Below are 22,760 nucleotides of genomic sequence, written 5' to 3'. Positions count from 1 at the left end.
GGCAGAGATGAGCAGCCCTTTCACGGCGTGCTGTCCGGGAACCGGGGCGCCGTGCCCATTGGACGATAGCGCCGGTCGTAATCGACCGAATAGAGGCAGCTTTCGGCAAAGTCGTCGGCGCCGATGGTGCGCCCGACAAGGATCAGGGCCGTGCGTTCGAGCTCGGCGCCGACCGCGCTGCCGAGGGTGCCAAGCGTTGCCCGCACGATCTTCTGGTCGGGCCAGGTTGCGCGCCAGACCACCGCCACCGGGCAGTCGGGGCCGTAATGGGGGATCAGCTCGGCCATGACCTTGTCGATCACATGGATCGAGAGGTGGATGGCGAGCGTGGCCCCGGTTGCGGCAAAAGCAGCCAGTGTTTCGCCTTCGGGCATGGCGCTCGCCCGACCGGATGTGCGGGTCAGAACCAGCGACTGGGCAATGCCGGGCAGGGTCAGTTCGGCCTCGATCGCGGCGGCGGCGGCGGCGAAGGAGGGAACCCCCGGCGTCACGTCGAAGGGGATGCCGAGTGCGCGCAGGCGCCGCAATTGTTCACCCATCGCCGACCATACCGACAGGTCGCCCGAATGGAGCCGCGCGACGTCGTGCCCGGCTTCGTGGGCCGTGACGATTTCGGCAATGATCTGGTCGAGCGAGAGGGGAGCGGTGTTGACGATGCGCGCGCCGGGCGGACAGTGGGCCAGCACGCCTTCGGGAACGAGCGATCCGGCATAGAGGCATACCGGGCTTTCCCCGATCAGCCGTGCGGCGCGCAGAGTGAGGAGGTCGGGCGCGCCGGGACCGGCGCCGATGAAATGGACAGTCATTGAGAAAGCCTTTGGGCAAGAGCGATCGTCGCGGTGCCGTCGCGCGACACCCGGCGCGGGCCGATGAGGCGGGCGCCGGGGCCGGCAGCGGCCAGCGCCAGCGCCTCGGCCAGCGAACCGGTCCCGAACCGGGCGATCATGCGCGGGCTTTGCGTCGGCGTGGCGATCCCGGCGACATCGTCGGGGGAAAGCGCGATGAGGGGGAGCCCCATGCGGTCGGCAAGGGGCTGCAAGGCAGGGGCCTTGGCCGCAAGCGTCGCCAGCGCCGACAAAGGGCCGGCCTCGGCGACAAGGGCATGGAGCGAGGCGGCAGGCGCGGCCTGACGGAAGCCCAATCCGGCGACGGGCAAGACGGGGGGCAAGACGGGGGGCAAGGGGGCGGTCATCGTGTGACGCTCCATTGCACGACCGGGCGCACCGGTTCCCACCCCTGCATCCGGCCAAGCGGGCGGGCATGGGCAAGGTCGATCCGCAGGAGATCGCCGCCGTGACGGGCATGGGCGGCGATCAGCACGGCCTCGGTCTCGAGCGTGACGGCATTGACGACGATCCGCGTTCCCGCGGGCAACATGGCCCAGAGCCGCGCGATCAACGCCTCGTTGGCCCCGCCGCCGATGAAGACTGCGTCGGGGGAAGGAAGGGCGGGTGAAGGAAGGTCGGGCAATTGCGCGGTATCGGCGGCGATGACCTCGATTTTGTGCGACAGGCCGAACCGGGCGGCATTGGCACGGATGGTCTCGACACGCTCCGGGTGGCGCTCGACCGCGATGGCGCGGCCCCCGGCAAGGCACCATTCGATGGCGATCGACCCGGACCCGGCGCCCAGGTCCCACAGGACTTCGCCCGCGCGCGGGGCCAGCGCCGACAGGGTCAGTGCCCGGACCGGGCGCTTGGTGATCTGTCCGTCATGGGTAAAGAGCGTATCGGGAAGGCCGCTTGCACGCGGAAGCCCGGCGTTTCCGGCAAAGGCCACGGCCATGGCGACCGGCGCCCGCACGTCGTCAAGGGGCGCCGCGTCCGCGCGCCGGGTGCGTATGCGCTCATCGAGGCCGCCAAGAGCTTCGAGCACATGACACGTACTGTCCCCGAATCCTTGTGCCGTCAGCCAGTCGGCAAGGGCGTCGGCCGCCGCCCCGTCGCGCAAGAGGCAGATTGCCCGCGCGCCTTGGGCCATGACCGGGACCAGTCGCTCGAACGGCGCGGCGTGCAGGCCAAGGCATGCGGTTTCCTCGATCCGCCAGCCCAGCCGCGCGGCGGCCAGCGAAAAGGTCGAGGGCGCGGGAAAGGCGCGCCATTCGCTTGGGCTGAGATGGACGGCAAGGCTTGCCCCCGCGCCGAACCAGAAGGGATCGCCCGAGGCGAGCACGGCCACTCGCTTTCCGCGCAAGGCCAGCACCGGTTTGACCGAGAACGGCACGGGCCAAACTTGCGCGCGGGGATCCTCGTCGAGATCGGCCAGCGCAAGGTGACGGGGGGCGCCAAAGACGTGATCGGCATGGGCGAGCGCGGCAAGGCTTGCAGGGGGCAAGGCCTCGCGCCTATCCTCGCCGATACCGATGATCGACAGCCAGCATTCCGTTTCAGACACGCGCCGCGTCCTTTTGCTCGGCGGCACCAGCGAAGCAAGCGCGATGGCCCGCGCTTTGGCCGGGGCGGGGGTTGATGCGGTCTTTTCCTATGCCGGACGCACGGCGGCGCCCGTGGCGCAACCCTTGCCGACGCGCGTGGGGGGCTTTGGCGGCGTCGAAGGGCTCGGCGCCTATCTGCGGGACGAGGGGATCACCCATGTGATCGACGCGACCCATCCCTTTGCCGCACAGATGAGCCGTCATGCGGTTGCCGCCTGTGCCGAGATGGGCGTGCCGCTGGTGGGGTTCGAACGCGAAAGCTGGCGCGCAGGGCCGGGTGATGATTGGCATGGGGTTCCCGACATGGAAAGCGCCCTTGCCGCCTTGCCGGATCGGGGGGCGCGGGTGTTCCTTGCCATCGGGAAGCAGAACCTCGACCTGTTTGCGGGGAAGCCGGACAATTTCTACCTGCTGCGCCTGGTCGATGCGCCGAGCGCGGCCTTGCCGTTTCCCGACGCGGTGGCGGTGATCGATCGCGGACCGTTCAGCGAGGCAGGCGATCTTGCCCTCCTGCGAGATCACGCGATCACCCATATCGTAGCCAAGAACGCGGGCGGGACAGGCGCTGCGGCCAAGCTTGCGGCGGCGCGGCAGCTTGGCTTGCCCGTCATTCTGATCGAGCGGCCCTTGGTGCCCGCGCGGCGGATCGCCCGCACGGTCGAACAGGTGATGGAGTGGCTCGCGGGTCATCCCGCAGCGCTTTCCGCCGACCTTGGCGTATAGACCCAGCGCCCGACCCGGCGCGTGGCGGAATTGCCGACAAGAACGACTGTGCGCATGTCGGCCATTTCGGGAGTCGCCTCTGCCAGTGTCGTGACTGCGATGGCTTCGTCCGGGGTGGTGACAGCGCGAGCGAAAAGGATCAGGCGATCCCCCCCGCATTCCTCGCGCAGGATGTCGAGCACGCGGGCGAACTGGTGCGGGCGGCTCTTGCTGCGCGGGTTGTAGAACGCCATTGCGAAATCGCCCCGCGCCGCCATCCGCAGGCGGTTTTCGACGAGCGCAAAGGGTTTCAAATTGTCCGACAGGTTGATGGCGCAGAAATCGTGGCCGAGCGGCGCACCCGCGCGGGCAGCAGCGGCCAGCATGGCAGTGATGCCGGGCAGGATCGCGATTTCCGGATGGCGGTCGCCGGGCCACGTCTCCAGCGCTTCGAACAGAGCCGAGGCCATGGCAAAGACGCCCGGGTCGCCCGACGAGACGATCACCGCATGACCGCCTGCCGCCGCGATTTCGAGCGCGTGGGTCGCGCGGGCAAGTTCCTCGCGATTGTCGGACGGGTGGAGGCGCAGCCCGTCGCGGGGGGTGATCCGCGCGACATAGGGGACATAGCCAAGGACGTCAGTCGCACGGGACAAGGCCTGCGTCACTTCGGGCGTGACGAGCGCCGCATCGCCGGGGCCGAGGCCTGCAACCGTCACCGATCCGGTCATGCCGCCGCTCCTGCTGCGGCTTCAACCGCGACGGGACGGCGCCCGCGCCCGTGGACGAGCACGATCGCGAAATAGGGGCAATCGTCGATCGTGGTTTCGGTAAGGCGGGCGACCCGTTGTCCTGGCATGGTTCCGCGTTCGACCAGCCACGCGTCCTGCAACCGGCCTGCACTGGCAAGTGCGCGGCGGACCTTGGGCAGGTTGCGTCCGGTCTTCATGATCGCGAGTGCGTCGGCCCCGGTCATGTGGCGGACGAGTTCGGCTTCGCTCAAAGTGCCCATCAGCACGGAGAGGACATCGTCGCCCCATGTCATCGGCACGCCGGTCGCGTGCCAACATCCGGTCATGCCGGTGATGCCGGGCACGACTTCAACGTCGCAGCGCCCTTGCAGCCGGACGTGCAGATGCATGAACGAGCCGTAGAAAAAGGGATCGCCTTCGCACAGGACGACAATGTCGCCGGTTTGCGCAAGATCGGCGAGGCGGCCGGCCCAATCGTCATAGAACCGCGCGAGCACGTCGTTGTAGGTCGCGCTGTCGAACGCGATCTCGGTCGTGACGGGATATTCCATCGGGTATTCGACCGCCTGCGGGGCGAGCATCCCCTCGACGATGCGGCGGGCCTGTCCCGATCGTCCCGCCTTGCGAAAATAGGCGACGTTATGGGCCGCGCGCACCAGTCGGTCGGCGCGCACGCTCATCAGTTCGGGATCGCCGGGGCCAAGCCCGACGCAGATGATCTTGCCCATCATTCCTTCTCTGATGCGAGGGCATTGACGGCGGCGACGGTCATCGCCGATCCGCCGAGACGGCCATGGATCGCCATGGCGGGGCAGGGGCGCGCGGCCATCAGCGCCTGCTTCGATTCCATCGCCCCGACAAACCCGACCGGGCATCCGATGATCGCCGCCGGACGTGGACAGGCGGGGTCTTCGAGCATGTCGAGCAAGTGGAACAGCGCGGTCGGCGCATTGCCGATCGCGACCACGCTGCCCGCCAGATGCGGACGCCACAGTTCGAGCGCGGCGGCCGAGCGGGTATTGCCCATGGCGCGGGCCATGTCCGGCACGCGCGGATCATGCAACGTGCATAGCACCGGGTTGTCGGCGGGCAGGCGCGTGCGGGTGATCCCTTCGGAAACCATGCGCGCGTCGCACAGGATCGGCGCCCCGGCACGCAAGGCCGCGCGGGCCGCATCGGCCATGCCGGGCGTGAAGGCGACGTGCGATTCCAGCCCGACCAGCCCCGAGGCATGGATCATGCGCACGACGACTTGTTCCTCGGTCGGGGAAAACCGCGCGAGATCGGCTTCGGCCCGGATCGTCGCGAAAGATTGGCGATAGATGGCCGCGCCATCCTTTTCATAGTCGTGGGGCATCGGTTTCCTGCACCAGCAAGTCGGGGTGGGCGAGCAGTCGCGCGGGCGCGATGGGCGGCATGGCGGCGGCACGGGCCGCCGTTGCACGGTGGGTAAGGCCAAAGCCCTCTTCACCGGCACAAAGGACGATGTCGGAAGGCCCGGGATGCGCGCATCCCTTGGCACAGCCCGAGACATGGAGATGGCGGCCCGTCGGAACATGGGGGGCGAGCGCGCGGGCAAGGTCGCGCACGGGCGCCTGTGCCTGAAGACAGCCGGGCATCCCGGTACAGGCCGACACCCGCAGGCGCGGATCGTCCGCACGGGTCAAAAGCGCGGCGGCGTCGGGCAGTGTACCCTGCGTCTCGACCAGCACCATGCGCCAGGGGGTCAGGCGGATCGGCCCGATTTCCCCAAGCAGGGCCAGGGTATCGGCATCGACTTGCCCGAATTCGAACGCGACGAGATACCCTTCCGCAACCGGGCCGGGATGGGGCAGGAACGGCGGCGCCAAGGGAACCGGCTCGGCAAATCCGTCGGGCAAGGCAGCCCCGCGCGCGATATGGGCGGCCATGCGCCCGCGTCCCTCCTGCACGCCGCCGGTCGCAAGGAACCAGCGCGCGAGATCGAGCGCGGCGGCAACTGCGTCGGGGCTCGCCACGCACCGGGCCCGGTCCGAGCCCTCGGCATGGAGGCGCCAGAGGTCGTGCCCGGCGCGTTCGAGGCGCACATCGGCGGAGATCCCGCGCAAGAGGGGCACGGGACCGCCATCGACGGCAAAGCCGAACTTCCCCGGCAAGGGCAAGTCCGTGGCGTCCGCCAGTGCCTTTGCAAGATCGTCGGCCAAGACGCGGGCGGCATCGTCGGCGGGGCCGAAGGGGGAGACCAGCACATTGCGCCGCGCTTCGGCCTGCGCATCGCGGTCGAGCAGGCCGAGCGCGCCAAGGCCCGCCAGCACTTCGGGATAAGTCTCCTCGCCAATCCCGCGCAGTTGCAGGTTGGCCCGCGCGCTGAGGTCGATCAGCCCGTTGCCGCACCGCCGGGCAAGGTCGGCCAGCGCGACAGCCTGCGCCGGGGCGAGGCGCCCGCCCCGGGCCCGGACGCGCACGACCAGACCATCGCCCGAGGCCATCGGACGCAAGGCACCGGGGCACCAGCCCTTGATCTGGGGCTCGCTCATGCGCCGCGTTCCAGTCGGGCGACGATCGAATTGCGCCGCGTGACCCATAGGCCCGCGTCCGCGAGCGCGGCGAACCGCGCCTCGATCTGCGCAAGGGCTTGCGGATTTTCGCGGGCCATGAAGGCGACGACGTCTTCGCGGCCCAGCGTTGCGTCGAAATAGAGGTCGAAGAGATGGGCGCCGACCGTGTCGCCGAGCCGTGAGAAAGCGGCCATGTTGTCGAGCGTGGCCGCGATTTCGGCCGCTCCGCGAAACCCGTGGCGCATCATGCCGTCGGCCCAGGCGGGATCGGCGGCGCGGGTGCGGACGACGCGGGCGATTTCTTCGGCCTGCGTGCGCGCGACCGGACGCTCGGGCCGTGTCGCGTCGAGGTGATAGAGTGCGGGCTCAGCCTGCCCCAGCCGGGCCTTGGCCGCCGCGAAGCCGCCTTCGTGGGTGGCATAGTCGCGCGCCATCAGGACGTCGGTTTCGGGCAAGTCCTGCACATGGGTAAAGGCGTCGGCCCCCGCCATGCGCGCTTCGAGCCCTTCGCGGTCCTGCCGGATGGCCCCTTGTGCGTCGATGCTCCATGCGCTGGCCGAGAGCCAGGCTTCGCCCGCCGCGATCCGGTCCGCATCGGACAAGTGGTCGGCAGGATCGGCCATGCCCAGCCCATAGTGCCCCGGACGCGGGCCGAAGACACGCGGCGCGCGCGCAAGATAGGGGTTTTCGTCCGCCGGTTCGTCGGTCCGTTCGGACAAGGCGGCGGTTGCGGCCTCGAACATCTGCGCCAGCGTCGGGAAGACGTCGCGGAACAGCCCCGACACGCGCAAGGTGACATCGATGCGGGGGCGTCCGAGCAGCGCGGGGGGCAGGATCTCGAACCCGCAGAGCCGCTCGCTGCCCGCGTCCCAGCGCGGGGCGAGGCCCGCCAGATGCAGCGCCATGGCGAATTCCTCGCCCGCCGTGCGCATGCTTGCCGATCCCCACAAGTCGATCACCAGCCCGCGCGGCCAGTCGCCGTGATCCTGCATGTGACGGCGCAGCAGTTCCTCGGCGAGCTTGACGCCCTGTGCATGGGCGACCCGGCTCGGCACCGCACGCGGATCGACGGCATAGAGATTGCGCCCGGTCGGAAGGACATCGGTGCGTCCCCTTGCGGGCGATCCCGAAGGGCCGGGTTCGACCCGCCGCCCGTCGAGCGCGGCAATAAGGCCCGCCATTTCCCCCGGCGCGGCGCCATAGACATGGAGCCCGTCGCCGAACCGGCTTTCCTTGATGTCGCAGACGAAGCGATCGATCCGCACCATGGCCTCGGCCGCCCCGGCATCGGCGGCAAGGTCGAGATCGGCTTCGACGCCGCTCGCCTGCGCTTCGGCGCGGATCGCCGCGATCAGGCGGTCGCGCCGCGCCGGATCGAGCCCTTCGGCGGTCGAATATTCGTCGAGCAGGCGTTCGAGCGTCTGCAATCGGTCGGGCAGGGCCGAGCTGCGCAAAGGCGGCGGCACATGGCCGAGCGTGACCGCGCCGATCCGTCGCTTGGCCTGGGCCGCTTCGCCCGGATCGTTGACGATGAAGGGATAGACGACCGGCAGCGGTCCGGTCAGCGCCTCGGGCCAGCATGTATCGGACAGCGCGACGGCCTTTCCGGGCAGCCATTCCATCGTGCCGTGCGCGCCGACATGGACCAGCGCGTCGATGCCTTGGGCCCGCAGCCACAGGTAGAACGCGACATAGCCGTGACAGGGCGTGCGCGAGAGATCGTGGTAGTCGTCTTCGCGCGCGGCAGACGTCCCGCGTTCGGGTTGCAGGGCAACGAGCGCCCGCCCGCGCCGGATCGCGGTGAAGCGAAACGCGCCGTTTTCGACCATGGGATCGGCGTCCGGTTCCCCCCATGCGGCGGCAAGGTCGGCCTGCAATGCCTTTGGCAAGGCGGCGAGCGCGGCGCGATAGGATGCCAGCGGCCAGTCGATCGCAGCCTCTGCCAAAGCCCGCGCAAGCGGCGCGCCCGGATCGAGGGCATAGCCTTCATCGCTGCAGGCTGAGAGGATTGCTTCCACACTTGCCAGAGTATCGAGCCCGACGGCATGGGCCATCTGGTCCGCACGGCCGGGATAAGTGGAAAGGATGAAGGCCAGGCGGCGTTCCTCGCGCGACGTCGTGGCCAGCGCGTGCCAGGCCGCAACCCGGTCGGCGATGGCGGCAATGCGTTCGGCGTCGGCTTCATGAACGACCCGCGCGAATTGCAGGTCGGGATCGGTCTCCCCTGCCGACTTGAACGAGGCGACCCCGGCAAAGATCCGTCCGTCGGTTTCGGGCAGGACCACATGCATGGCGAGATCAGCGGGGGACAGGCCGCGTTCGGCCCCGGCCCATTCGTCGCGCCGGGCGGTCGACAGGGCGACCTGAAACACCGGGCATCCGGGCGTGTCGAGCGGAGAGCTGCCCGTTTCGTCGCGCGCGGCAAAGGCGGTTGCATTGACGATCCCGACCGGGCCCGTTGCGGCGAGCGCCGCGCGGGTGGCTGCCGCGGCGGCAGGCGCCTTGAGCGAAGGGACGAACCAGCCCGCCGCGCGAAAGCCCCGCGTTTCGAGCGCGGCAATCAGGGCATCGACCGGCCCGGTGTCGCCGCTGGTCAGGTACGAGCGATAGAACGCGACCGCGACGAACGGCCCGGGCCCGCCGACTGGCGCATCGACCGGTCCTGCGCCGGGGCGATACCAGCCACATTCGGGGACACGGGTTTCCCCGGCATGGTCGGGGGCAGGAAGTCCCGCCTCCCGCGCGAGTTCGGCAAGAGCCGCGCGCGCGGCCATCGCGCCGCCTGCATCGCAGAGCGCGGAAAGGCGGCGCAGGGTTGTGACCGGCACGGTCGAAAGCGCATCGAGCGCGGGGTCTTCGCGCCCGTCGCCGGGCAGGACGGCCAGCGCCATGCCGGTGCGGCGCGCCAGATCGTGGACTTGCCCCAGTCCATAGGACCAGTAGCCGACCCCGCCGATCAGACGGACAAGCACGCCCCGCGCACCCGACAGCGTGCGTTCGAGATAAGTATCGACCGACAAGGGATGCTTGAGCGTGGCAAGATTGGCGAGCCGCAAGGGCGGCAGGCCCCCGCGCGCATCGTGCCATCCGGCGGCGAAGGCGCCCAGATCGCTGTCGGAAAAGGACAGGACCGCGAGCGGCGCGGGGCTCTGGCCGAGGTCGGTGGCGACCTCGGTATCCTCAAGCCCGCGACGTTCGCGATAGACGACATGCATGGGATCAGGCCGTCTCGCCCGGCAGCACGGCACATAGCGCCTCGCGCACGGCGTCGCGGTCGAGATGGTCGTGTTCGGCAATGGCGACCAGCCGTCCGGCACGCGGGGTCGTTCCCCACGGGCGGTCGTACTGGTGGCGGACGCGCTCGCCCACGCCCTGAACCAGAAGGCGCATCGGCTTGCCCTTTACCGCGACGTGGCCCTTGACGCGCAGGATGTCGTGTTCGCGGGCAAGGTGCCGGATCGCGGCAACCAGCGCCTCGACATCGTCCACCTCGGGCACATCGACGACCACGCTGTCGAAATCGTCGTGCTCGTGATCGTCCGCGCCGTCGTGATGGCTCGGACGTGCGGCAAGGTCGTCTTCGGCGGCCGCATCCAGCCCGAGCACGATCGCGGCATCGACCACGCCTTCGCTGACGGGCAGGATCGGCAGCGGGCGGGGGGCTTCGGCCTCGATCACCGCACGCGCGGCGGCGATCGTTTCGGCATCGACCAGATCCGCCTTGGTCAAGAGGACGAGATCGGCGCAGGCAAGCTGGTCCTCGAACACTTCGGCAAGCGGCGTGTCATGGTCAAGGCTGTCGTCGGCGGCGCGCTGGGCATCGACGGCGGCAATGTCGGGGGCAAAGCGCCCGGCTGCGACCGCTTCGGCATCGGCAAGCGCGATGACGCCGTCGACCGTGATCCTGCTGCGGATCGAGGGCCAGTCGAAAGCTTTCAGCAGCGGCTTGGGCAAGGCAAGGCCCGAGGTCTCGATCAGGATGTGATCGGGCCGCCGGGGCAGGGCCATCAGCTTTTCGACAGTGGGAATGAAATCGTCGGCAACGGTGCAGCAGATGCAGCCGTTGGCGAGTTCGAGGATCGCTTCCTCGGGGCAGTCGGTATCGGCGCAACTGCGCAGGATTTCGCCGTCCACGCCGACCGTGCCGAATTCGTTGACCAGCACGGCAAGCCGCCGCCCGCCCGGATTTTGCAAGAGATGACGGATCAGCGTGGTCTTGCCCGCGCCGAGAAAGCCGGTGACGATCGTGACGGGGATCTTTTCCAGAGACGGCTGTTGCGGGATCATGCTCAGACCTTTTGCGGAGGGACGCGGGCGATGGATTGCTTGCGGAAAATACCGGGGCGTTCGCGCCAGGGGACGATGCCGTCCTCGCTTTGCGCATAGAGTGCCGCGCCCGACAGGATTTCGGGAACGTCGGCCTGTGTCATGCGGCCATAGACATAAGTCCACGATCCGGGGCGGGACAGGGCGATGGCACAGCCGCTGGAGCAGGCAGAGAGGCATTCGACCGGCTCGATCACGACCCCCGGCGGGGGATCGCCTGCCATCAGTGCGGCGGCCAGGCTCTTGCCCGGACAGTCCTGCGACGTCGCGGCGGGATCACCCGCGCGACAGGTGACGCAGACATGCAGCGTGGCCGTGGTGCCCTGATCTTGAATGCCCAATGACCGTCCTTCATCGGTGCAGGGGGGCATACGGCGGGCGCAGGCCGACAGCCGCGCCGTCGTCCTTGCCGATACCGCGCACAGCACACCCCGGCTGCGGGTTTTCGTTCTGCTGGCAGGTCTCCCGGCTGCGGACTGGGGCGGATCGGGCGGGAAAGCCCGGTTCGCCGACGACGGACCTGCCTTCCCATGCCGCAAGCGGCCAGTGGCATCGTGGTCAGTCTCGTCCGGTTACGGTCGCGGGGGCGGCTGCTTTTGCGGGTCGCGCCCATATGGGCTTTCCCGCTTGCATTCCCTCTTCGCCCGGCTGCAAATCGCTCTGCAACCGGGAACCAGCCCCTTGCGATTGCGGCATGGTCGCCCGCCTGTCAAGCAAACGCGGGACAAGAAAGGTCGGACATTTGTCTTGGCCGGACATGGGTATAGAACCGTCGGCGTGCCCTTGGCCCCGGAGTCCCCCCATGACCGACGTCCGTATCGAACATGACAGCATGGGCGCCGTGCCCGTCCCCGCCGACAAGCTGTGGGGCGCGCAGACGCAGCGCAGCCTTGAACATTTCAGCATCGGGGCCGAACGCATGCCGCCCGCGCTGATCGGGGCCTATGCGGTGATCAAGCGGGCCGCCGCGATCGCCAACGGTGCAAGCGGGCGGCTCGATCCCGAGCGACAGGCCTTGATCGTCAAAGTCTGCGACGAATTGCTCGACGGGCGCCACGCCGACATGTTCCCGCTGCATGTGTGGATGACGGGCAGCGGCACGCAGTTCAACATGAACGTCAACGAAGTGATCGCCAACCGTGCGAGCCAGATCGCGGGCATGCCGCTTGGCTCCAAGACGCCGGTCCATCCCAACGATCACGTCAACATGGCGCAAAGCTCGAACGACAGCTTTCCGACCGCCATGGGGATCGCGGCGGCGCAGGGGATCGTGCGCGATCTTGTCCCGCAGGTTTGCGCTTTGCGCGACACGATCACGCGCAAGGCCGCCGAATGGGACGGGATCGTCAAGATCGGGCGCACCCATCTACAGGATGCAACGCCATTGACGCTGGGACAGGAATGGTCGGGCTATGCCGCGATGCTGACCCAGGCCGTGGCCCGGATCGAAGGGGCCCTTGGCGAAGTGTGCGAACTGGCGCTGGGCGGGACGGCAGTCGGGACCGGGATCAATGCCGAACCCGGATTTGCCGAAGCCGCGATTGCCGAAATTGCCGCGTTCACAGAATTGCCTTTCGTGGGCGCCCCCAACAAGTTTGCCGCACAAGGCTCACACGATGCGCTGGTTCACTTGTCGGGGACTTTGCGCACGCTCGCCGTGGCATTGGGCAAGATCGCCAACGACATCCGCTTTCTCGCCTGTGGGCCGCGCGCGGGGATTGCCGAGTTGATCCTGCCGGAAAACGAGCCCGGTTCCTCGATCATGCCGGGCAAGGTGAACCCGACCCAGATCGAGGCGCTGACCATGATCTGTGCGCAAGTCATGGCGAACGATGTCGCCGTGGGACTGGGCGGGGCAGGCGGGATGCTGGAAATGAACGCCTACAAGCCGCTGATGATCCACAACCTGATGCAGTCGATCACTTTGCTGGCACAAGGCAGCGCCAATTTCCGCAAGTACTGCATCGAAGGGACCGAGCCTGATCGCGCGCGCATCGCCGCCTATGTCGAGCGTTCGTTGATGCTGGTGACAGCATTGGCCCCGGTGATCGGCTATGACCGGTCGGCGGAAATCGCCCACCATGCGCGGGTTCATGATCTGTCGCTGCGCGATGCTGCGCTTGATCTCGGTTATGTCACGGCGGAGGAATTCGACGCTGTGGTCGATCCCCTCGGCATGACACGTCCTTCGGTATCATAGGGTCGGGCGCGGCCTCGAAGCCGCACCTTCGATCAGTGGGGGTGACCGCCGCCGTGGTCGCCACCACCACCACCACCACCGCCGTGACCGCCACCATGCCCACCGCCGTTATAGCCACCGCTCGGGAAATGGGGCATGCGCATGCCCTGTCCCGGTGTCATCGAGCCGCGGAATGGCTGGTAATTGTGCGGACCACGCGGCGCGTCATGCATGAAATGCCCGCGATCCCCACGCATGTACGCGCGATCCCCGGCGCCGCGACGATAGTAGAAGTAATTGTCGCTGCCCCAATAACCGTCATAGATCGGGCCGTAATAGCCGTCGTACCAGCCGTCATAGGCATATGGTCCCGGACCATAGGCGACGCCGCCGCCATAGGCATAGTCGTCGGCACAGGCGGCCAGCGGAATGCTCGCCAGCAGCAGCAGGGCGGATGTCAGAAAGGGTTTCATCGCCGGTACACTCCTTAAAGTGAAACGAACCGGGCGGGAGCGTTGGGTGGGATCGGCACCGGGCCTCTCCCCGTTTCGTTGTATGCTGGACTAAGCACCTTATTCCTGCAAAATGCCAGCGGTTTGCGTGGACTTGTTGCATGCGTCCGGGATGGGGGCACCGGAACGGCGATGGCGTTACGGATGGAGGTCGTTTGTGGTCTGGATTGCCCGCCTGCTCTTGTTGATTCCGGCACTGATCGCGGGGCGCTTTATTTCACAGGATGACCCCAAGTACTGGATCGCCTCGTTCGGCATTTTCCTTGTCTTGATGGTCCTTATGATCCTGTTCAACATGTACATCTATCCCGGCAAGGAACGCGGGGACGACTGATACGGACCTGCGATGAGATGGACTCATTGCAGGTCGCTTCGCTCAGACGGCGCGCGGCCTCATGCTGGACCTTTCGGTCGGCGTGGCTATGGTGGCGCGATTTCAGAAATTTGGGATGTCCTTCGTGCGCCGATCCGCTACGTCCGTTTTTGCCTTGCTTGCCGCCCCCTTGCTCGCCTTTTCCGCGCCTGTCGCGGCCAGGCCGGTTTCGGTAAAGTCCGTTGCCGCAGGCGGCGCGGCGGCCTGGGACGGGTTCGTGCGGCAGACGCTCGATCGCTGGTTCGTCATCGATCCCTCGACGGCCGTCTATCAGGGCGCGCACGAGCATGACGGGCAATTGCCCGACTGGAGCGCAGTGGGGCTGGAGCGCAAGGCCACGTTCCTGCGCTCGGTCATTGCCCGCGCAGGAAGCTTCAAGGGGCTGACCGACAAGCAGCGGTTCGAGCGCGACTACATGGTGCAGGTCGCCAAGGGGCAGTTGTTCTGGCTGACCGACGCGGATCAGCCGCATCGCAATCCGTCCTTTTATGTGAACGGCGGGCTCGACCCCAATGTCTACTTGTCCCGCGACTATGCGCCCGCACCGGTGCGTATGCGGGCGCTGATCCGCTTTTTCGACGCGGTGCCCCGTGCGGCGGCGCAGATTCGCGCCAATCTGACGCACCCGATGCCCGCAACCTTCCTCTATTTCGGCGGTGCGGCGTTCAGCGGTTTTGCCGATGCCTATGCCAACGACGCGCCCCGTGCCTTTGCCGATGTGAAGGATGCGGCGTTGCAGGCGCAGTTGAAGGCCGCCTCGCAACGCGCGAGCGCCGCGATGAAGGGCGTTGCCGACTGGATCAAGGCGCAGAAGCCCGGCGGCGATTATGCCCTGGGCACCGAACGCTTTGCCCGGATGCTGTCCGCGACCGAGGCGGTCGATGCGCCGATCCCGACGATCGAGGCGGCGGGCAAGGCTGATCTTGCCCGCAATCGCGACGAACTGGTCAAGGCCTGCACCGCGTTCGCGCCGGGTGAGACCGTTCCCGCCTGCGTCGAAAAGATGAATGCCGACAAACCCGCTGATGGCCCCGTGGCCGAAGCGACGCGGCAGATCCCCGATCTCGAAGCATTCGTGCGGGCCCATGATCTGGTGACGATCCCCGGCACCGAAAAGGCACTGGTCCGCCCCAGCCCGCCCTATAATGCGCAGAACAGCGCCTACATCGACCCGGCTGGGCCTCTGGACAAGGGGCTGCCCTCGATCTTCTACATCAGCCCGCCCGATCCTTCCTGGCCCAAGGAAAAGCAGGACGCCTATATCCCCGGCAAGGCAGACTTGCTGTTCACCAGCGTCCATGAAGTCATGCCCGGCCACTTCGTGCAGTTCCTGCATTCCAACCGCGCGGATTTCCCCGTCGGGCGGCTCTTCGTCGGCTATGCTTTTGCCGAAGGCTGGGCCCATTATGCCGAAGAGATGATGTGGGAAGCAGGGCTCGGGAACGGCGATCCCAAAGTTCACATCGGGCAGTTGTCGAACGCTCTCTTGCGCGATTGCCGCCTGCTTTCCGCGATCGGCCTGCATACCGGCGGCATGACCGTGGACCAGTCGAAGGCACTTTTCCGCGAACAGTGCTTTCAGGACGAAGGCAACGCCGACCAGCAGGCCGCGCGCGGCACTTACGATCCGGCCTATCTCAACTACACGCTGGGCAAGCTGATGATCCGTCGCCTGCGTGACGACTGGACCGCGTCACGTGGCGGCCGCGCCGCATGGCACGCTTTCCACGACGAATTCCTGTCGTACGGCGGCCCGCCGATCCCGCTGGTTCGCCAGAAGATGCTGAAGGAGCCTGCACCCCACGCGGTGTTCTGATCGAACTCGTCACCCCGGACTTGATCCGGGGTCTCGCTTGCGGTCCGGCAAAACGCACGGCCCCTCCGCGCACAAAGGCAGCGGGACCCCGGATCAAGTCCGGGGTGACGGAGAAAGGGTGAATCGTCAGGCCATGCCGCTGTCGAGCATGTCCATGAAGTCACGGGCGAGGTTGCGGTCGTCGGGATCCTCGAAAGCAACGTCGAGGTCCGGGGCATTGCCGAGAATGTGCATCAGCGCCCACATCGCGAACTTGCGTCCGGGATCTGTTTCAAGGCCGAATTCGACGGCGAGGCGTTCCTTGCCGCTTTCAAGAGCGGACGGGTTCAGCGCGTCGAGGTCGGCAGTGCCGAAATAGCGGCGTAACTGGTCGTCGAAATCCATGCACGCCCCCTTGTTGGCAGAGGACCGGGTGCGTTGAGGATATGAGCCGAAACTCACGTTTCGGCTGCGGCACCGGCCCTCTCCCCCACCCAACGACAGTACCCTATGGGTGGTCGGGTGGGGGAGAGGGCCGGTGCCGCTCCCGCGAACTCCGGTTAAGCGGAGTTCGCGGACAAAGGGCCTGAACGCACCCTGATCAAACCGGCAGATCAGCCGTTGATCTTGTCCTTGACTGCCTTGGCCGGAGCGAAGGTCAGCTTGCGCGAAGCGGCAATGGCGATCACCGCGCCGGTCGAAGGATTGCGACCTTCGCGAGCGGGGGTGTCCTTCACCTTGAACTTGCCGAAAGCGTTGAGCGAGATTTCTTCACCCTTGGTGGCGGCTTCGACAATCGCGTTGAAAACGGCATCGACAAGCTCGCGAGCTGCGGCCTTGGTCAGTCCCTGGCTCGAGGCAACAGCTTCTGCGAGTTCAGCGGTATTCATGGTCATTCCTTCCCGTGCATTCGGAAACCTGCCGCGTAGCGGGGTCTAGGCGGCTCGTCCAGCGATCACGATGCAAAAACCGCTCCAAAAGCCTGCTAAAGTCGTAGATCCGACAGGCCGGGATGGTTCTCGGGGCGTTGACCGAGCGGCCAGTGGAACAGGCGTTGCGCAGCGGTGATGGCCACGTCGTTGATGCTGGCATGGCGTTCCCGCATCAGGCCCGCGTCATCGAATTCCCAGTTTTCGTTGCCATAGGACCGAAACCAGGCGCCGGTTTCATCATGCCATTCATAGGCAAAGCGCACGGCGATGCGATCGGCGCCATGGGTCCATACTTCCTTGATCAGGCGATATTCGTGTTCCCGTTCCCATTTGCGAGTGAGGAATGCGACGATCTCGGCCCGTCCCTGAATGAAGTCGGATCGATTGCGCCATAGGCTGTCGGGCGTATAGGCCAGAGCGACCTTTTCCGGATCGCGTCCGTTCCATGCGTTTTCAGCCATGCGGGCCCTGATCGCGGCACTTTCGGCCGTGAAGGGGGGAGGCGGAGGACGGGTCATCGGGCAATCTCCTCGGGCGAGACGCGGGAAAGGCGGGCTGCTGCCTGACGGGCTTCCTCTTCGCGCAGGGCGAGCATCGGCGCCATCCGTTTCTGCCAGGCTTCGAGAATCGGAGCAGGCGCGGTTTTCGGGGTTCCGCCGTCGAAAGGCGGGGCAGGGGCATATTCGAGACCGAGTTGCAGCGTCCGGGCAAGAGCTTCCCCACCGACTTCGGCCAGAACGGTCAGCGCAAAATCGATCCCTGCGGTCACCCCGCCGCCGGTGATGACCGATCCGTCACGCACGACCCGCCCCTCATCGGGCACTGCGCCGAACAAGGGCAGCAAATGGCGATAAGCCCAATGACAGGCAGCCCGTCGTCCTTGCAACAATCCGGCCGCACCCAGAATGAGAGAGCCGGTGCAGACCGAGGTGATATAGCGTGCGCCGAGACCGAGGCGGCGAATTTGTCCCGTGAATTCGATGTCGAGCGCCACCGTCATGGCCGGAATACCACCCGGAACGCACAGCAGGTCGCAGGCGGGAATATCGGACAATCGTTGCGTTCCGGCAAAGACCAGTCCTTCGGCGGGGACGTCGCCGCCGTCGCGACTGGCCACTACGGTTTCGCTGTCGGGAAGGCGGCTGAGGAATTGATGGGGGCCGGTAAAGTCGAGTTGAGTCATGCCGGGAAAGATCGCGAAAACGATGCGGAAAGGGTGCTCGGACATCGGTGCCTCCTTGGTGGAACGGCTTCATCATCGCGCGGCAAGTCGATTGACGAAATGACAGTGATCCCTCATTTTGGGACATGTCTCGCACGATCGGTCTCTATCTTTACGACGATTTCCAACTGCTCGATGCGTGCGGCCCGATCACCAGTTTCGAGATCGCGAGCCGCATGGCGGGCGATGCTTATTCGATCGTCCTGTTGTCCGCGCGGGGCGGTGCGATCCGCAGTTCGTCGGGCGTGGCGCTCGAAACGCTCGCGGCGTCCGAAGCCTTGGTGCCCGATACCTTGATCGTGGTCGGGGGCAACGGCAGTCGCGAGGCCATGCGGGACGAGGCCAACCTCTATTTCCTGCGCATGGCGGCGGGCAAAGTGCGGCGCCTGTGCAGTGTCTGCTCGGGGGCGTTCCTCCTCGCGGGCGCAGGCGCGCTCGACGGCAAGCGGGCAACGACGCACTGGCGTCGCGCGGCCCTGCTTGCCGATCTGTTCCCGGCAGTCACGGTGGAACCTGACCGCATTCACATTCGCGACGGGCATGTCTGGACATCCGCCGGGATCACTGCGGGGATCGATCTGGCGCTTGCCCTTATCGCGCAGGATCTGGGCGAGGATCTGGCGCGGGCCGTCGCTCAGGACATGGTCGTCTATTACCGGCGTCCGGGCGGCCAGTCCCAGTTTTCCGCCCTGTCCGAACTGGGCGGCGACCATAGCCGTTTCGGCGACTTGCTCGACTGGATGCGGGGACATCTCGACGAGCGGCTGACTGTCGAGACACTGGCGGCGCGTTGCGCGATGAGCCCCCGCAATTTCTCCCGGGCCTTTGCGCGTGACATGGGCATGAGCCCGGCCCGCGCGGTCGAACGCCTGCGGCTCGACGTGGCGCGCGAACGGGTCGAAACCACCCCCGTCCCGGTCGAACAGATCGCGCTTGCCACCGGTTTCCACGACCCTGAACGCATGCGCCGCGCCTTCATGCGCGCTTTCGGTCAACCGCCGCAGGCGATGCGGCGGTTGGCACGGGGGTGAAAGGGGATTGAGCGCGCCGTGAATCTGGTCAAGAATGTAACCATGATCCACGCTTCCCGCTTGCTTGCCGCCGCCCTGCTCCTCGCTGGTTCCTCCACCATCGCCGTTCAGGCACAAACCGTTCCGGTCACGCCGATGACGCCCGACGTGGTCGAGAAATACGATCCCGTCCTGCCCGAAGCCGATTTCATCCGACGCGAGGTCATGGTGCCGATGCGTGACGGGACGCGGCTTTATACCGTGATCGTGATGAAGAAGGGGACGAAAGGCGGGCCGATGCTGCTGTCGCGCTCGCCCTATGATGCGCACGGCGATGCAACCCGGACCAAGAGCCTGCATCTGGTCGACATCGTTCCGGCGATGGACGCGCCCTTTGTCGAGGCCGGCTATATCCGCGTCTACCAGGACATTCGCGGGCTTCACCGCTCCGAAGGGCAGTTCGTGATGAACCGGCCGCTGTCCGGCCCGCTCAATCCGACCGGGATCGATGAGGCGACCGACGCCTATGACACCATCGACTGGCTGGTGAAGAACGTCCCTGAATCGAACGGCAAAGTCGGCATCATCGGTTCGTCCTATCTCGGCTTTACCAGCCTGATGGCCGAAATCGCGCCGCATCCCGCGCTCAAGGCCGCCGTTCCGGAAAGCCCGATGGTCGACGGGTGGATGGGCGACGACTGGTTCCACAATGGGGCTTTCCGCGTCAGCGCGCTCGACTATGCGTTGGGGCAGAGCACCGGGAAGGCTGACGCCGGGGCCGCGATCCCGCATGGCGCGGGCGACGATTACACGCGCTATCTCCGGGCCGGATCGGCGGGTGACTATGCCCGCAAATATGGGGTCGAAACCGTTCCCTTTGTCCGCAAGCTGATGGAAAATCCCGCCTATACCGATTTCTGGTCGTTGCAGGCGGTCGACAAGTGGCTGGCCGCGCGGCCCCTGACCGTGCCGACCATGCTGGAAGTCGGGCAATGGGATCAGGAAGACAGCTATGGCGCCCCGGCCGTCTACAACGCGCTCAAGGACAAGCTCGGCCACGCGCCGCTGACGCTGGTGATCGGGCCCTGGCGCCATTCGGGGGCAAACCATTACGGTTATGATCTCGGCGCGCTGACTTTTGCCGGGGACACCGCCGCACAATGGCGGCGCGATTGGGTGAAGCCGTTCTTCGACCACTGGCTGCGCGATGCGCCCGATCCGAAGCTGCCCGCCGCGATTACCTATGCGACCGGCATCGACAAGTGGGAGCAATCGCCCCGCTGGCCGATGGGTTCGGGCCAGCCTTATTACCTGGGCCCTGATCACGGCGCCGGGTTTGCCGCGCCGGACAAGGCGGGCGAAGTGTCGTGGGTCGCCGATCCGGCCAGTCCGGTGCCGTTCCTGCCGCGCCCGATCGACATGGGGGACGGCGCGCAATGGAAATCCTGGCTCGTGCGCGACCAGCGGTTCGTGAGCGGACGGCCAGACGTCGTCAGCTTCACCGGCTCGACGCTGGCCAAGCCCGTTCACATCATGGGCGCGCCCGCCGTCGATCTCTTTCTCGCGACCAGCGGCACCGATGCCGACGTGGTGGTCAAGCTGATCGACGTCTATCCCGACGACGTTCCCGAAGCGGCGGTGCAAGGCGCCAAGCCGTCGATGGCGGGATATGAATTGCCGATCGGGATCGAGATCTTCCGCGGTCGCTATCTTAAGAGCTTTGCCCATCCCGAGCCGCTGACACCGGGCAAGTTCAACCGGTTCCGGTTCACTCTGCCCAATGTCGATCACGTCTTCCTGCCCGGCCACCGCATTGCCGTCGAAGTGCAGTCCAGTCTGTTCCCGCTCTACGACCGCAATCCGCAGACATTCGTGCCCAACATCTTCAACGCGAAGCCGGGTGACTACAAGCCTGCGACCATGCGCGTGGGCTATGGCGGCGCGACGCCGAGCGCGGTGATCCTGCCGGTGGTGCCGTAAGCGGTTCCGCTGCCTTCGCATCACCTCAACCCGCTGCAAAGAGGCCGTTCCGCCATTGCATCGCCGCCATGGGGCGTTATCCATGGCGGCATGCGGGTTGCGATTGTCGATGAAAGTGCGGTGCGCGCCTCGGTGATCGAGGAAGGGCTTGAGGTGCTCGAGGACTGCGAGATTTTCGTGGTGACCGAGCGGCGCGGTCTGGTCGCGCGGATTGCAGAGATCGATCCGGACATCGTGCTGATGGACCTGGGTAACCCAAGCCGCGACGTGCTGGAGGAGTATTTCACGGTCAGTCGCGCGCTGGCGCGGCCGATCGCGATGTTCGTCGATGAATCGGATGACAACGCCATTGCCGCCAGCATCGATGCCGGGGTGTCGTCCTATGTCGTCAACGGTCTGGCCGCGCATCGCATTCGCCCCATTCTCGACCTGGCGATCCGGCGGTTTCACGCCTTTTCCCGGCTTCAGACCGATCTGGCCGAAGCGCGCAACAAGCTGGCCGAGCGCGAGGCGATCGATGCGGCCAAACGCATCCTGATGCAGAGCCGGGGCTTGACCGAGCCGCAGGCCTATAGCGAATTGCGCAAGACGGCGATGAATCAGGGGCGGCGGATCATCGACATTGCCGAGGCGGTCGTCACGGCCAGCAAATTGATGGGAGGGGCCGCATGAGCGCAAAATTCTCGATCGGCTTCCTGCCGCTTGTCGATGCGGCCTTGCCGATTCTCGCGCATGAACTGGGTTTTGCCGCACAGGAAGGGTTGGAGTTGCGGCTCGTCCGCGACGTCAGCTGGGCGACGGTGCTCGACCGCCTGCTTTACGGGCATACCGATGCGGCGCATCTCGTCGCGCCGCTGGCAATCGCGGCAACGCTCGGGCGCGGTCGCCCGGCCCAGCCGCTGTCGGTTCCCTTCGTCCTCGGCCTCAACGGCAACGCGATCACAGTTCGCCCCGAAATCGCCGCGCGGGTCGCGCCGGGCGAGGGGCTGGGCGATCCTGTCGCTGTCGGCACAGCCCTGCGTCAGGTGGCGCAGGAGCGCAAGAATGCGGGCAAACCGCTGCGGTTCGGGGTGGTCCATCGCTATTCCAGCCACAATTACATGCTGCGCTATTGGCTGGCGGGGTGCGGCATTCATCCCGACCATGATGTCGAGATTATCACCGTGCCGCCGCCGTTCTGTGCCGACGCGATCGAGGCCGGGGAAGTCGATGCCATCTGCGTCGGCGAGCCTTGGAACAGTGTTGCCGTGGAACGCGGGGCGGGCGTCATCGTCCTTGCAACCGCACAGATCTGGCGCCGTGGCGTCGAAAAGGTCCTGGCCCTGCGCGAGCCCGTGCTGAACGAGCGAAGGGGGGAAGTAGAGGCCCTGATCCGCGCGCTGGTCAAGGCGGCACGCCACTTCGTCGATCCGGCGGCGATGGAGGAATGCGCCGCGATTCTTGCCCGTCCCGAATATCTCGACGGCAACAAGACTTTGATCAGTCGTGCGATCGCAGATCGGCTTTTATTGAAGAAAGACGGCGAAATCGTCACTTTTCCCGACTTCATGTTCCAGTATCGCGAGGCGGCCAATTTCCCATGGGTCAGCCAGGCACTGTGGCTCTATACGCAGATGGTGCGGTGGAACGATGTGTCCTATTCCGCAGGCGAAGCGGCTGAAGTTGCAACGATTTTCCGCCCGGACGTCTATCGCTCGGCGTTGATCGGGTCGGACGAACCGCTGCCGGGGGCCAGTTCCAAAGTCGAAGGCAGCGTTTTTCAGCGCACTTCGGTGGGCACGCAGCAGGGCGTCATGACATTGGAAAAGAATACCTTTTTCGATCATGAGATCTTCGATCCCCATGACTTGACGGGCTATCTGGCGCGCACTCCCTGATCTTTTCCTGAAAAAAGTTCTTTACTCGCGCCCTGCGAATCACATATTTTTTATCCACGAAAGAGCTCGTCGGCCCAATGGAGGGCCGGGGGAACGAGGTCTTTTCCAGCAACATTGCGTGGCAACGGA

General features: G+C 66.3%; 22 protein-coding genes, 1 pseudogene and 1 riboswitch. Of the genes and pseudogenes, 8 read left to right on the top strand and 15 right to left on the bottom strand.

Translation table 11 applies throughout. The features are described from left to right. Nucleotides 1-20: 20 nt before the first annotated feature. Genes cobM through Y88_RS18270 form a run of 3 tightly spaced genes read right to left on the bottom strand, consistent with a single transcriptional unit; the run spans nt 21 to nt 2,394 of the window. Nucleotides 21-806, bottom strand: a complete 786-nt coding sequence (cobM, locus tag Y88_RS18280) for a precorrin-4 C(11)-methyltransferase (RefSeq protein WP_008071960.1) — start codon at nt 804-806, stop codon at nt 21-23. Next, nucleotides 803-1,192: a cobalamin biosynthesis protein gene (locus Y88_RS18275; RefSeq protein ID WP_232281140.1), complete on the bottom strand. Its 390-nt coding sequence runs from the start codon at nt 1,190-1,192 to the stop codon at nt 803-805. Before Y88_RS18275 ends, cobM begins: the two co-directional genes overlap by 4 nt. Continuing rightward, nucleotides 1,189-2,394, bottom strand: coding sequence for a bifunctional cobalt-precorrin-7 (C(5))-methyltransferase/cobalt-precorrin-6B (C(15))-methyltransferase (locus tag Y88_RS18270; RefSeq protein ID WP_008071956.1), 1,206 nt, complete (start codon nt 2,392-2,394; stop codon nt 1,189-1,191). Before Y88_RS18270 ends, Y88_RS18275 begins: the two co-directional genes overlap by 4 nt. Here Y88_RS18270 and Y88_RS18265 point away from each other — a divergent pair. Continuing rightward, the gene (locus Y88_RS18265) at nt 2,363-3,157 is read left to right on the top strand and encodes a cobalt-precorrin-6A reductase (RefSeq protein WP_008071955.1); all 795 of its coding nucleotides are present in this window, start codon (nt 2,363-2,365) and stop codon (nt 3,155-3,157) included. The genes Y88_RS18270 and Y88_RS18265 overlap by 32 nt on opposite strands. On the opposite strand, the gene cobJ is transcribed toward Y88_RS18265, so the two are convergent. From cobJ to Y88_RS18230, 7 genes are read right to left on the bottom strand one after another with little or no spacing between them, the layout of a single operon-like run. Further along, nucleotides 3,121-3,867, bottom strand: coding sequence for a precorrin-3B C(17)-methyltransferase (cobJ, locus tag Y88_RS18260; protein ID WP_008071954.1), 747 nt, complete (start codon nt 3,865-3,867; stop codon nt 3,121-3,123). The genes Y88_RS18265 and cobJ overlap by 37 nt on opposite strands. After that, nucleotides 3,864-4,619, bottom strand: coding sequence for a precorrin-2 C(20)-methyltransferase (locus Y88_RS18255; protein WP_008071953.1), 756 nt, complete (start codon nt 4,617-4,619; stop codon nt 3,864-3,866). Before Y88_RS18255 ends, cobJ begins: the two co-directional genes overlap by 4 nt. Further along, entirely contained in the window at nt 4,616-5,245 is a 630-nt protein-coding gene (locus tag Y88_RS18250) for a precorrin-8X methylmutase (protein WP_008071952.1), read from the bottom strand. The genes Y88_RS18255 and Y88_RS18250 overlap by 4 nt, the downstream gene beginning before the upstream one ends. Continuing rightward, the gene (cobG, locus tag Y88_RS18245) at nt 5,229-6,404 is read right to left on the bottom strand and encodes a precorrin-3B synthase (protein ID WP_008071951.1); all 1,176 of its coding nucleotides are present in this window, start codon (nt 6,402-6,404) and stop codon (nt 5,229-5,231) included. Before cobG ends, Y88_RS18250 begins: the two co-directional genes overlap by 17 nt. After that, nucleotides 6,401-9,640 (bottom strand): cobaltochelatase subunit CobN, encoded by a 3,240-nt coding sequence (gene cobN, locus Y88_RS18240; protein ID WP_008071950.1) that lies wholly within the window; start codon nt 9,638-9,640, stop codon nt 6,401-6,403. Before cobN ends, cobG begins: the two co-directional genes overlap by 4 nt. Before the next feature lie 4 nt (nt 9,641-9,644). Then, nucleotides 9,645-10,712: a cobalamin biosynthesis protein CobW gene (cobW, locus tag Y88_RS18235; protein WP_008071949.1), complete on the bottom strand. Its 1,068-nt coding sequence runs from the start codon at nt 10,710-10,712 to the stop codon at nt 9,645-9,647. Nucleotides 10,713-10,714: 2 nt separating this feature from the next. Further along, entirely contained in the window at nt 10,715-11,092 is a 378-nt protein-coding gene (locus Y88_RS18230) for a DUF1636 family protein (RefSeq protein ID WP_008071948.1), read from the bottom strand. A 97-nt stretch (nt 11,093-11,189) separates the two neighbouring features. After that, nucleotides 11,190-11,444: riboswitch (cobalamin riboswitch) on the bottom strand. A 109-nt stretch (nt 11,445-11,553) separates the two neighbouring features. Between Y88_RS18230 and fumC the strand changes: the two genes are divergently transcribed. Next, nucleotides 11,554-12,951 carry a class II fumarate hydratase gene (gene fumC, locus Y88_RS18225; protein WP_008071947.1) on the top strand — a complete coding sequence of 466 codons (1,398 nt, stop codon included), beginning with the start codon at nt 11,554-11,556 and terminating at the stop codon, nt 12,949-12,951. 32 nt (nt 12,952-12,983) lie between these two features. Here the strand turns inward: fumC and Y88_RS18220 are convergent, their stop codons facing one another. Continuing rightward, a complete protein-coding gene (locus Y88_RS18220; protein WP_008071946.1) occupies nt 12,984-13,403 on the bottom strand; it encodes a hypothetical protein in 420 nt (139 codons plus the stop codon). 196 nt (nt 13,404-13,599) lie between these two features. Here Y88_RS18220 and Y88_RS19445 point away from each other — a divergent pair, with 196 nt between their 5' ends. Beyond that, nucleotides 13,600-13,776, top strand: coding sequence for a hypothetical protein (locus tag Y88_RS19445; protein ID WP_008071944.1), 177 nt, complete (start codon nt 13,600-13,602; stop codon nt 13,774-13,776). A gap of 115 nt (nt 13,777-13,891) precedes the next feature. After that, a complete protein-coding gene (locus Y88_RS18215) occupies nt 13,892-15,631 on the top strand; it encodes a DUF885 domain-containing protein (protein WP_026167038.1) in 1,740 nt (579 codons plus the stop codon). Between the two features lie 126 nt (nt 15,632-15,757). Here the strand turns inward: Y88_RS18215 and Y88_RS18210 are convergent, their stop codons facing one another. The 4 genes and pseudogenes from Y88_RS18210 to Y88_RS18195 all read right to left on the bottom strand — a co-directional run bounded on the left by Y88_RS18210 (nt 15,758) and on the right by Y88_RS18195 (nt 17,770). Further along, nucleotides 15,758-16,015: a hypothetical protein gene (locus tag Y88_RS18210; protein ID WP_008071940.1), complete on the bottom strand. Its 258-nt coding sequence runs from the start codon at nt 16,013-16,015 to the stop codon at nt 15,758-15,760. 209 nt (nt 16,016-16,224) lie between these two features. Next, nucleotides 16,225-16,512 (bottom strand): annotated as a pseudogene (locus Y88_RS18205) (HU family DNA-binding protein); the annotation flags it as partial. A gap of 83 nt (nt 16,513-16,595) precedes the next feature. Next, nucleotides 16,596-17,060, bottom strand: coding sequence for a nuclear transport factor 2 family protein (locus Y88_RS18200; protein WP_008071936.1), 465 nt, complete (start codon nt 17,058-17,060; stop codon nt 16,596-16,598). Continuing rightward, the gene (locus Y88_RS18195; RefSeq protein ID WP_008071934.1) at nt 17,057-17,770 is read right to left on the bottom strand and encodes a DJ-1/PfpI family protein; all 714 of its coding nucleotides are present in this window, start codon (nt 17,768-17,770) and stop codon (nt 17,057-17,059) included. The genes Y88_RS18200 and Y88_RS18195 overlap by 4 nt, the downstream gene beginning before the upstream one ends. Nucleotides 17,771-17,850: 80 nt before the next feature. On the opposite strand from Y88_RS18195, the gene Y88_RS18190 reads away from it, so the two are divergent. From Y88_RS18190 to Y88_RS18175, 4 genes are all read left to right on the top strand, one after another. After that, entirely contained in the window at nt 17,851-18,795 is a 945-nt protein-coding gene (locus Y88_RS18190; protein WP_008071932.1) for a GlxA family transcriptional regulator, read from the top strand. Nucleotides 18,796-18,837: 42 nt separating this feature from the next. Beyond that, the gene (locus Y88_RS18185) at nt 18,838-20,754 is read left to right on the top strand and encodes a CocE/NonD family hydrolase (RefSeq protein ID WP_026167036.1); all 1,917 of its coding nucleotides are present in this window, start codon (nt 18,838-18,840) and stop codon (nt 20,752-20,754) included. 90 nt (nt 20,755-20,844) lie between these two features. Further along, the gene (locus Y88_RS18180; RefSeq protein ID WP_008071929.1) at nt 20,845-21,426 is read left to right on the top strand and encodes an ANTAR domain-containing response regulator; all 582 of its coding nucleotides are present in this window, start codon (nt 20,845-20,847) and stop codon (nt 21,424-21,426) included. Further along, on the top strand, nt 21,423-22,631 hold the full coding sequence (locus Y88_RS18175) for an ABC transporter substrate-binding protein (protein WP_008071927.1): 1,209 nt from the start codon (nt 21,423-21,425) through the stop codon (nt 22,629-22,631). Before Y88_RS18180 ends, Y88_RS18175 begins: the two co-directional genes overlap by 4 nt. Nucleotides 22,632-22,760: the final 129 nt, after the last annotated feature.

This window comes from Novosphingobium nitrogenifigens DSM 19370 (genome assembly GCF_000192575.1).
GTDB classification, from domain to species: Bacteria; Pseudomonadota; Alphaproteobacteria; order Sphingomonadales; family Sphingomonadaceae; genus Novosphingobium; species Novosphingobium nitrogenifigens.
The sequence above is the reverse complement of the archived record's forward strand: the minus strand, read 5'-3'. Positions and strand labels throughout refer to the sequence as shown.

Coding starts and splice junctions, on each gene's coding strand:
- cobM (WP_008071960.1), bottom strand. CDS start 806: ATGACTGTCCATTTCATCGGCGCCGGTCCCGGCGCGCCCGACCTCCTC.
- Y88_RS18275 (WP_232281140.1), bottom strand. CDS start 1,192: ATGACCGCCCCCTTGCCCCCCGTCTTGCCCCCCGTCTTGCCCGTCGCC.
- Y88_RS18265 (WP_008071955.1), top strand. CDS start 2,363: ATGATCGACAGCCAGCATTCCGTTTCAGACACGCGCCGCGTCCTTTTG.
- cobJ (WP_008071954.1), bottom strand. CDS start 3,867: ATGACCGGATCGGTGACGGTTGCAGGCCTCGGCCCCGGCGATGCGGCG.
- Y88_RS18255 (WP_008071953.1), bottom strand. CDS start 4,619: ATGATGGGCAAGATCATCTGCGTCGGGCTTGGCCCCGGCGATCCCGAA.
- Y88_RS18250 (WP_008071952.1), bottom strand. CDS start 5,245: ATGCCCCACGACTATGAAAAGGATGGCGCGGCCATCTATCGCCAATCT.
- cobG (WP_008071951.1), bottom strand. CDS start 6,404: ATGAGCGAGCCCCAGATCAAGGGCTGGTGCCCCGGTGCCTTGCGTCCG.
- cobN (WP_008071950.1), bottom strand. CDS start 9,640: ATGCATGTCGTCTATCGCGAACGTCGCGGGCTTGAGGATACCGAGGTC.
- cobW (WP_008071949.1), bottom strand. CDS start 10,712: ATGATCCCGCAACAGCCGTCTCTGGAAAAGATCCCCGTCACGATCGTC.
- fumC (WP_008071947.1), top strand. CDS start 11,554: ATGACCGACGTCCGTATCGAACATGACAGCATGGGCGCCGTGCCCGTC.
- Y88_RS18220 (WP_008071946.1), bottom strand. CDS start 13,403: ATGAAACCCTTTCTGACATCCGCCCTGCTGCTGCTGGCGAGCATTCCG.
- Y88_RS18215 (WP_026167038.1), top strand. CDS start 13,892: ATGTCCTTCGTGCGCCGATCCGCTACGTCCGTTTTTGCCTTGCTTGCC.
- Y88_RS18210 (WP_008071940.1), bottom strand. CDS start 16,015: ATGGATTTCGACGACCAGTTACGCCGCTATTTCGGCACTGCCGACCTC.
- Y88_RS18200 (WP_008071936.1), bottom strand. CDS start 17,060: ATGACCCGTCCTCCGCCTCCCCCCTTCACGGCCGAAAGTGCCGCGATC.
- Y88_RS18195 (WP_008071934.1), bottom strand. CDS start 17,770: ATGTCCGAGCACCCTTTCCGCATCGTTTTCGCGATCTTTCCCGGCATG.
- Y88_RS18190 (WP_008071932.1), top strand. CDS start 17,851: ATGTCTCGCACGATCGGTCTCTATCTTTACGACGATTTCCAACTGCTC.
- Y88_RS18185 (WP_026167036.1), top strand. CDS start 18,838: ATGATCCACGCTTCCCGCTTGCTTGCCGCCGCCCTGCTCCTCGCTGGT.
- Y88_RS18180 (WP_008071929.1), top strand. CDS start 20,845: ATGCGGGTTGCGATTGTCGATGAAAGTGCGGTGCGCGCCTCGGTGATC.
- Y88_RS18175 (WP_008071927.1), top strand. CDS start 21,423: ATGAGCGCAAAATTCTCGATCGGCTTCCTGCCGCTTGTCGATGCGGCC.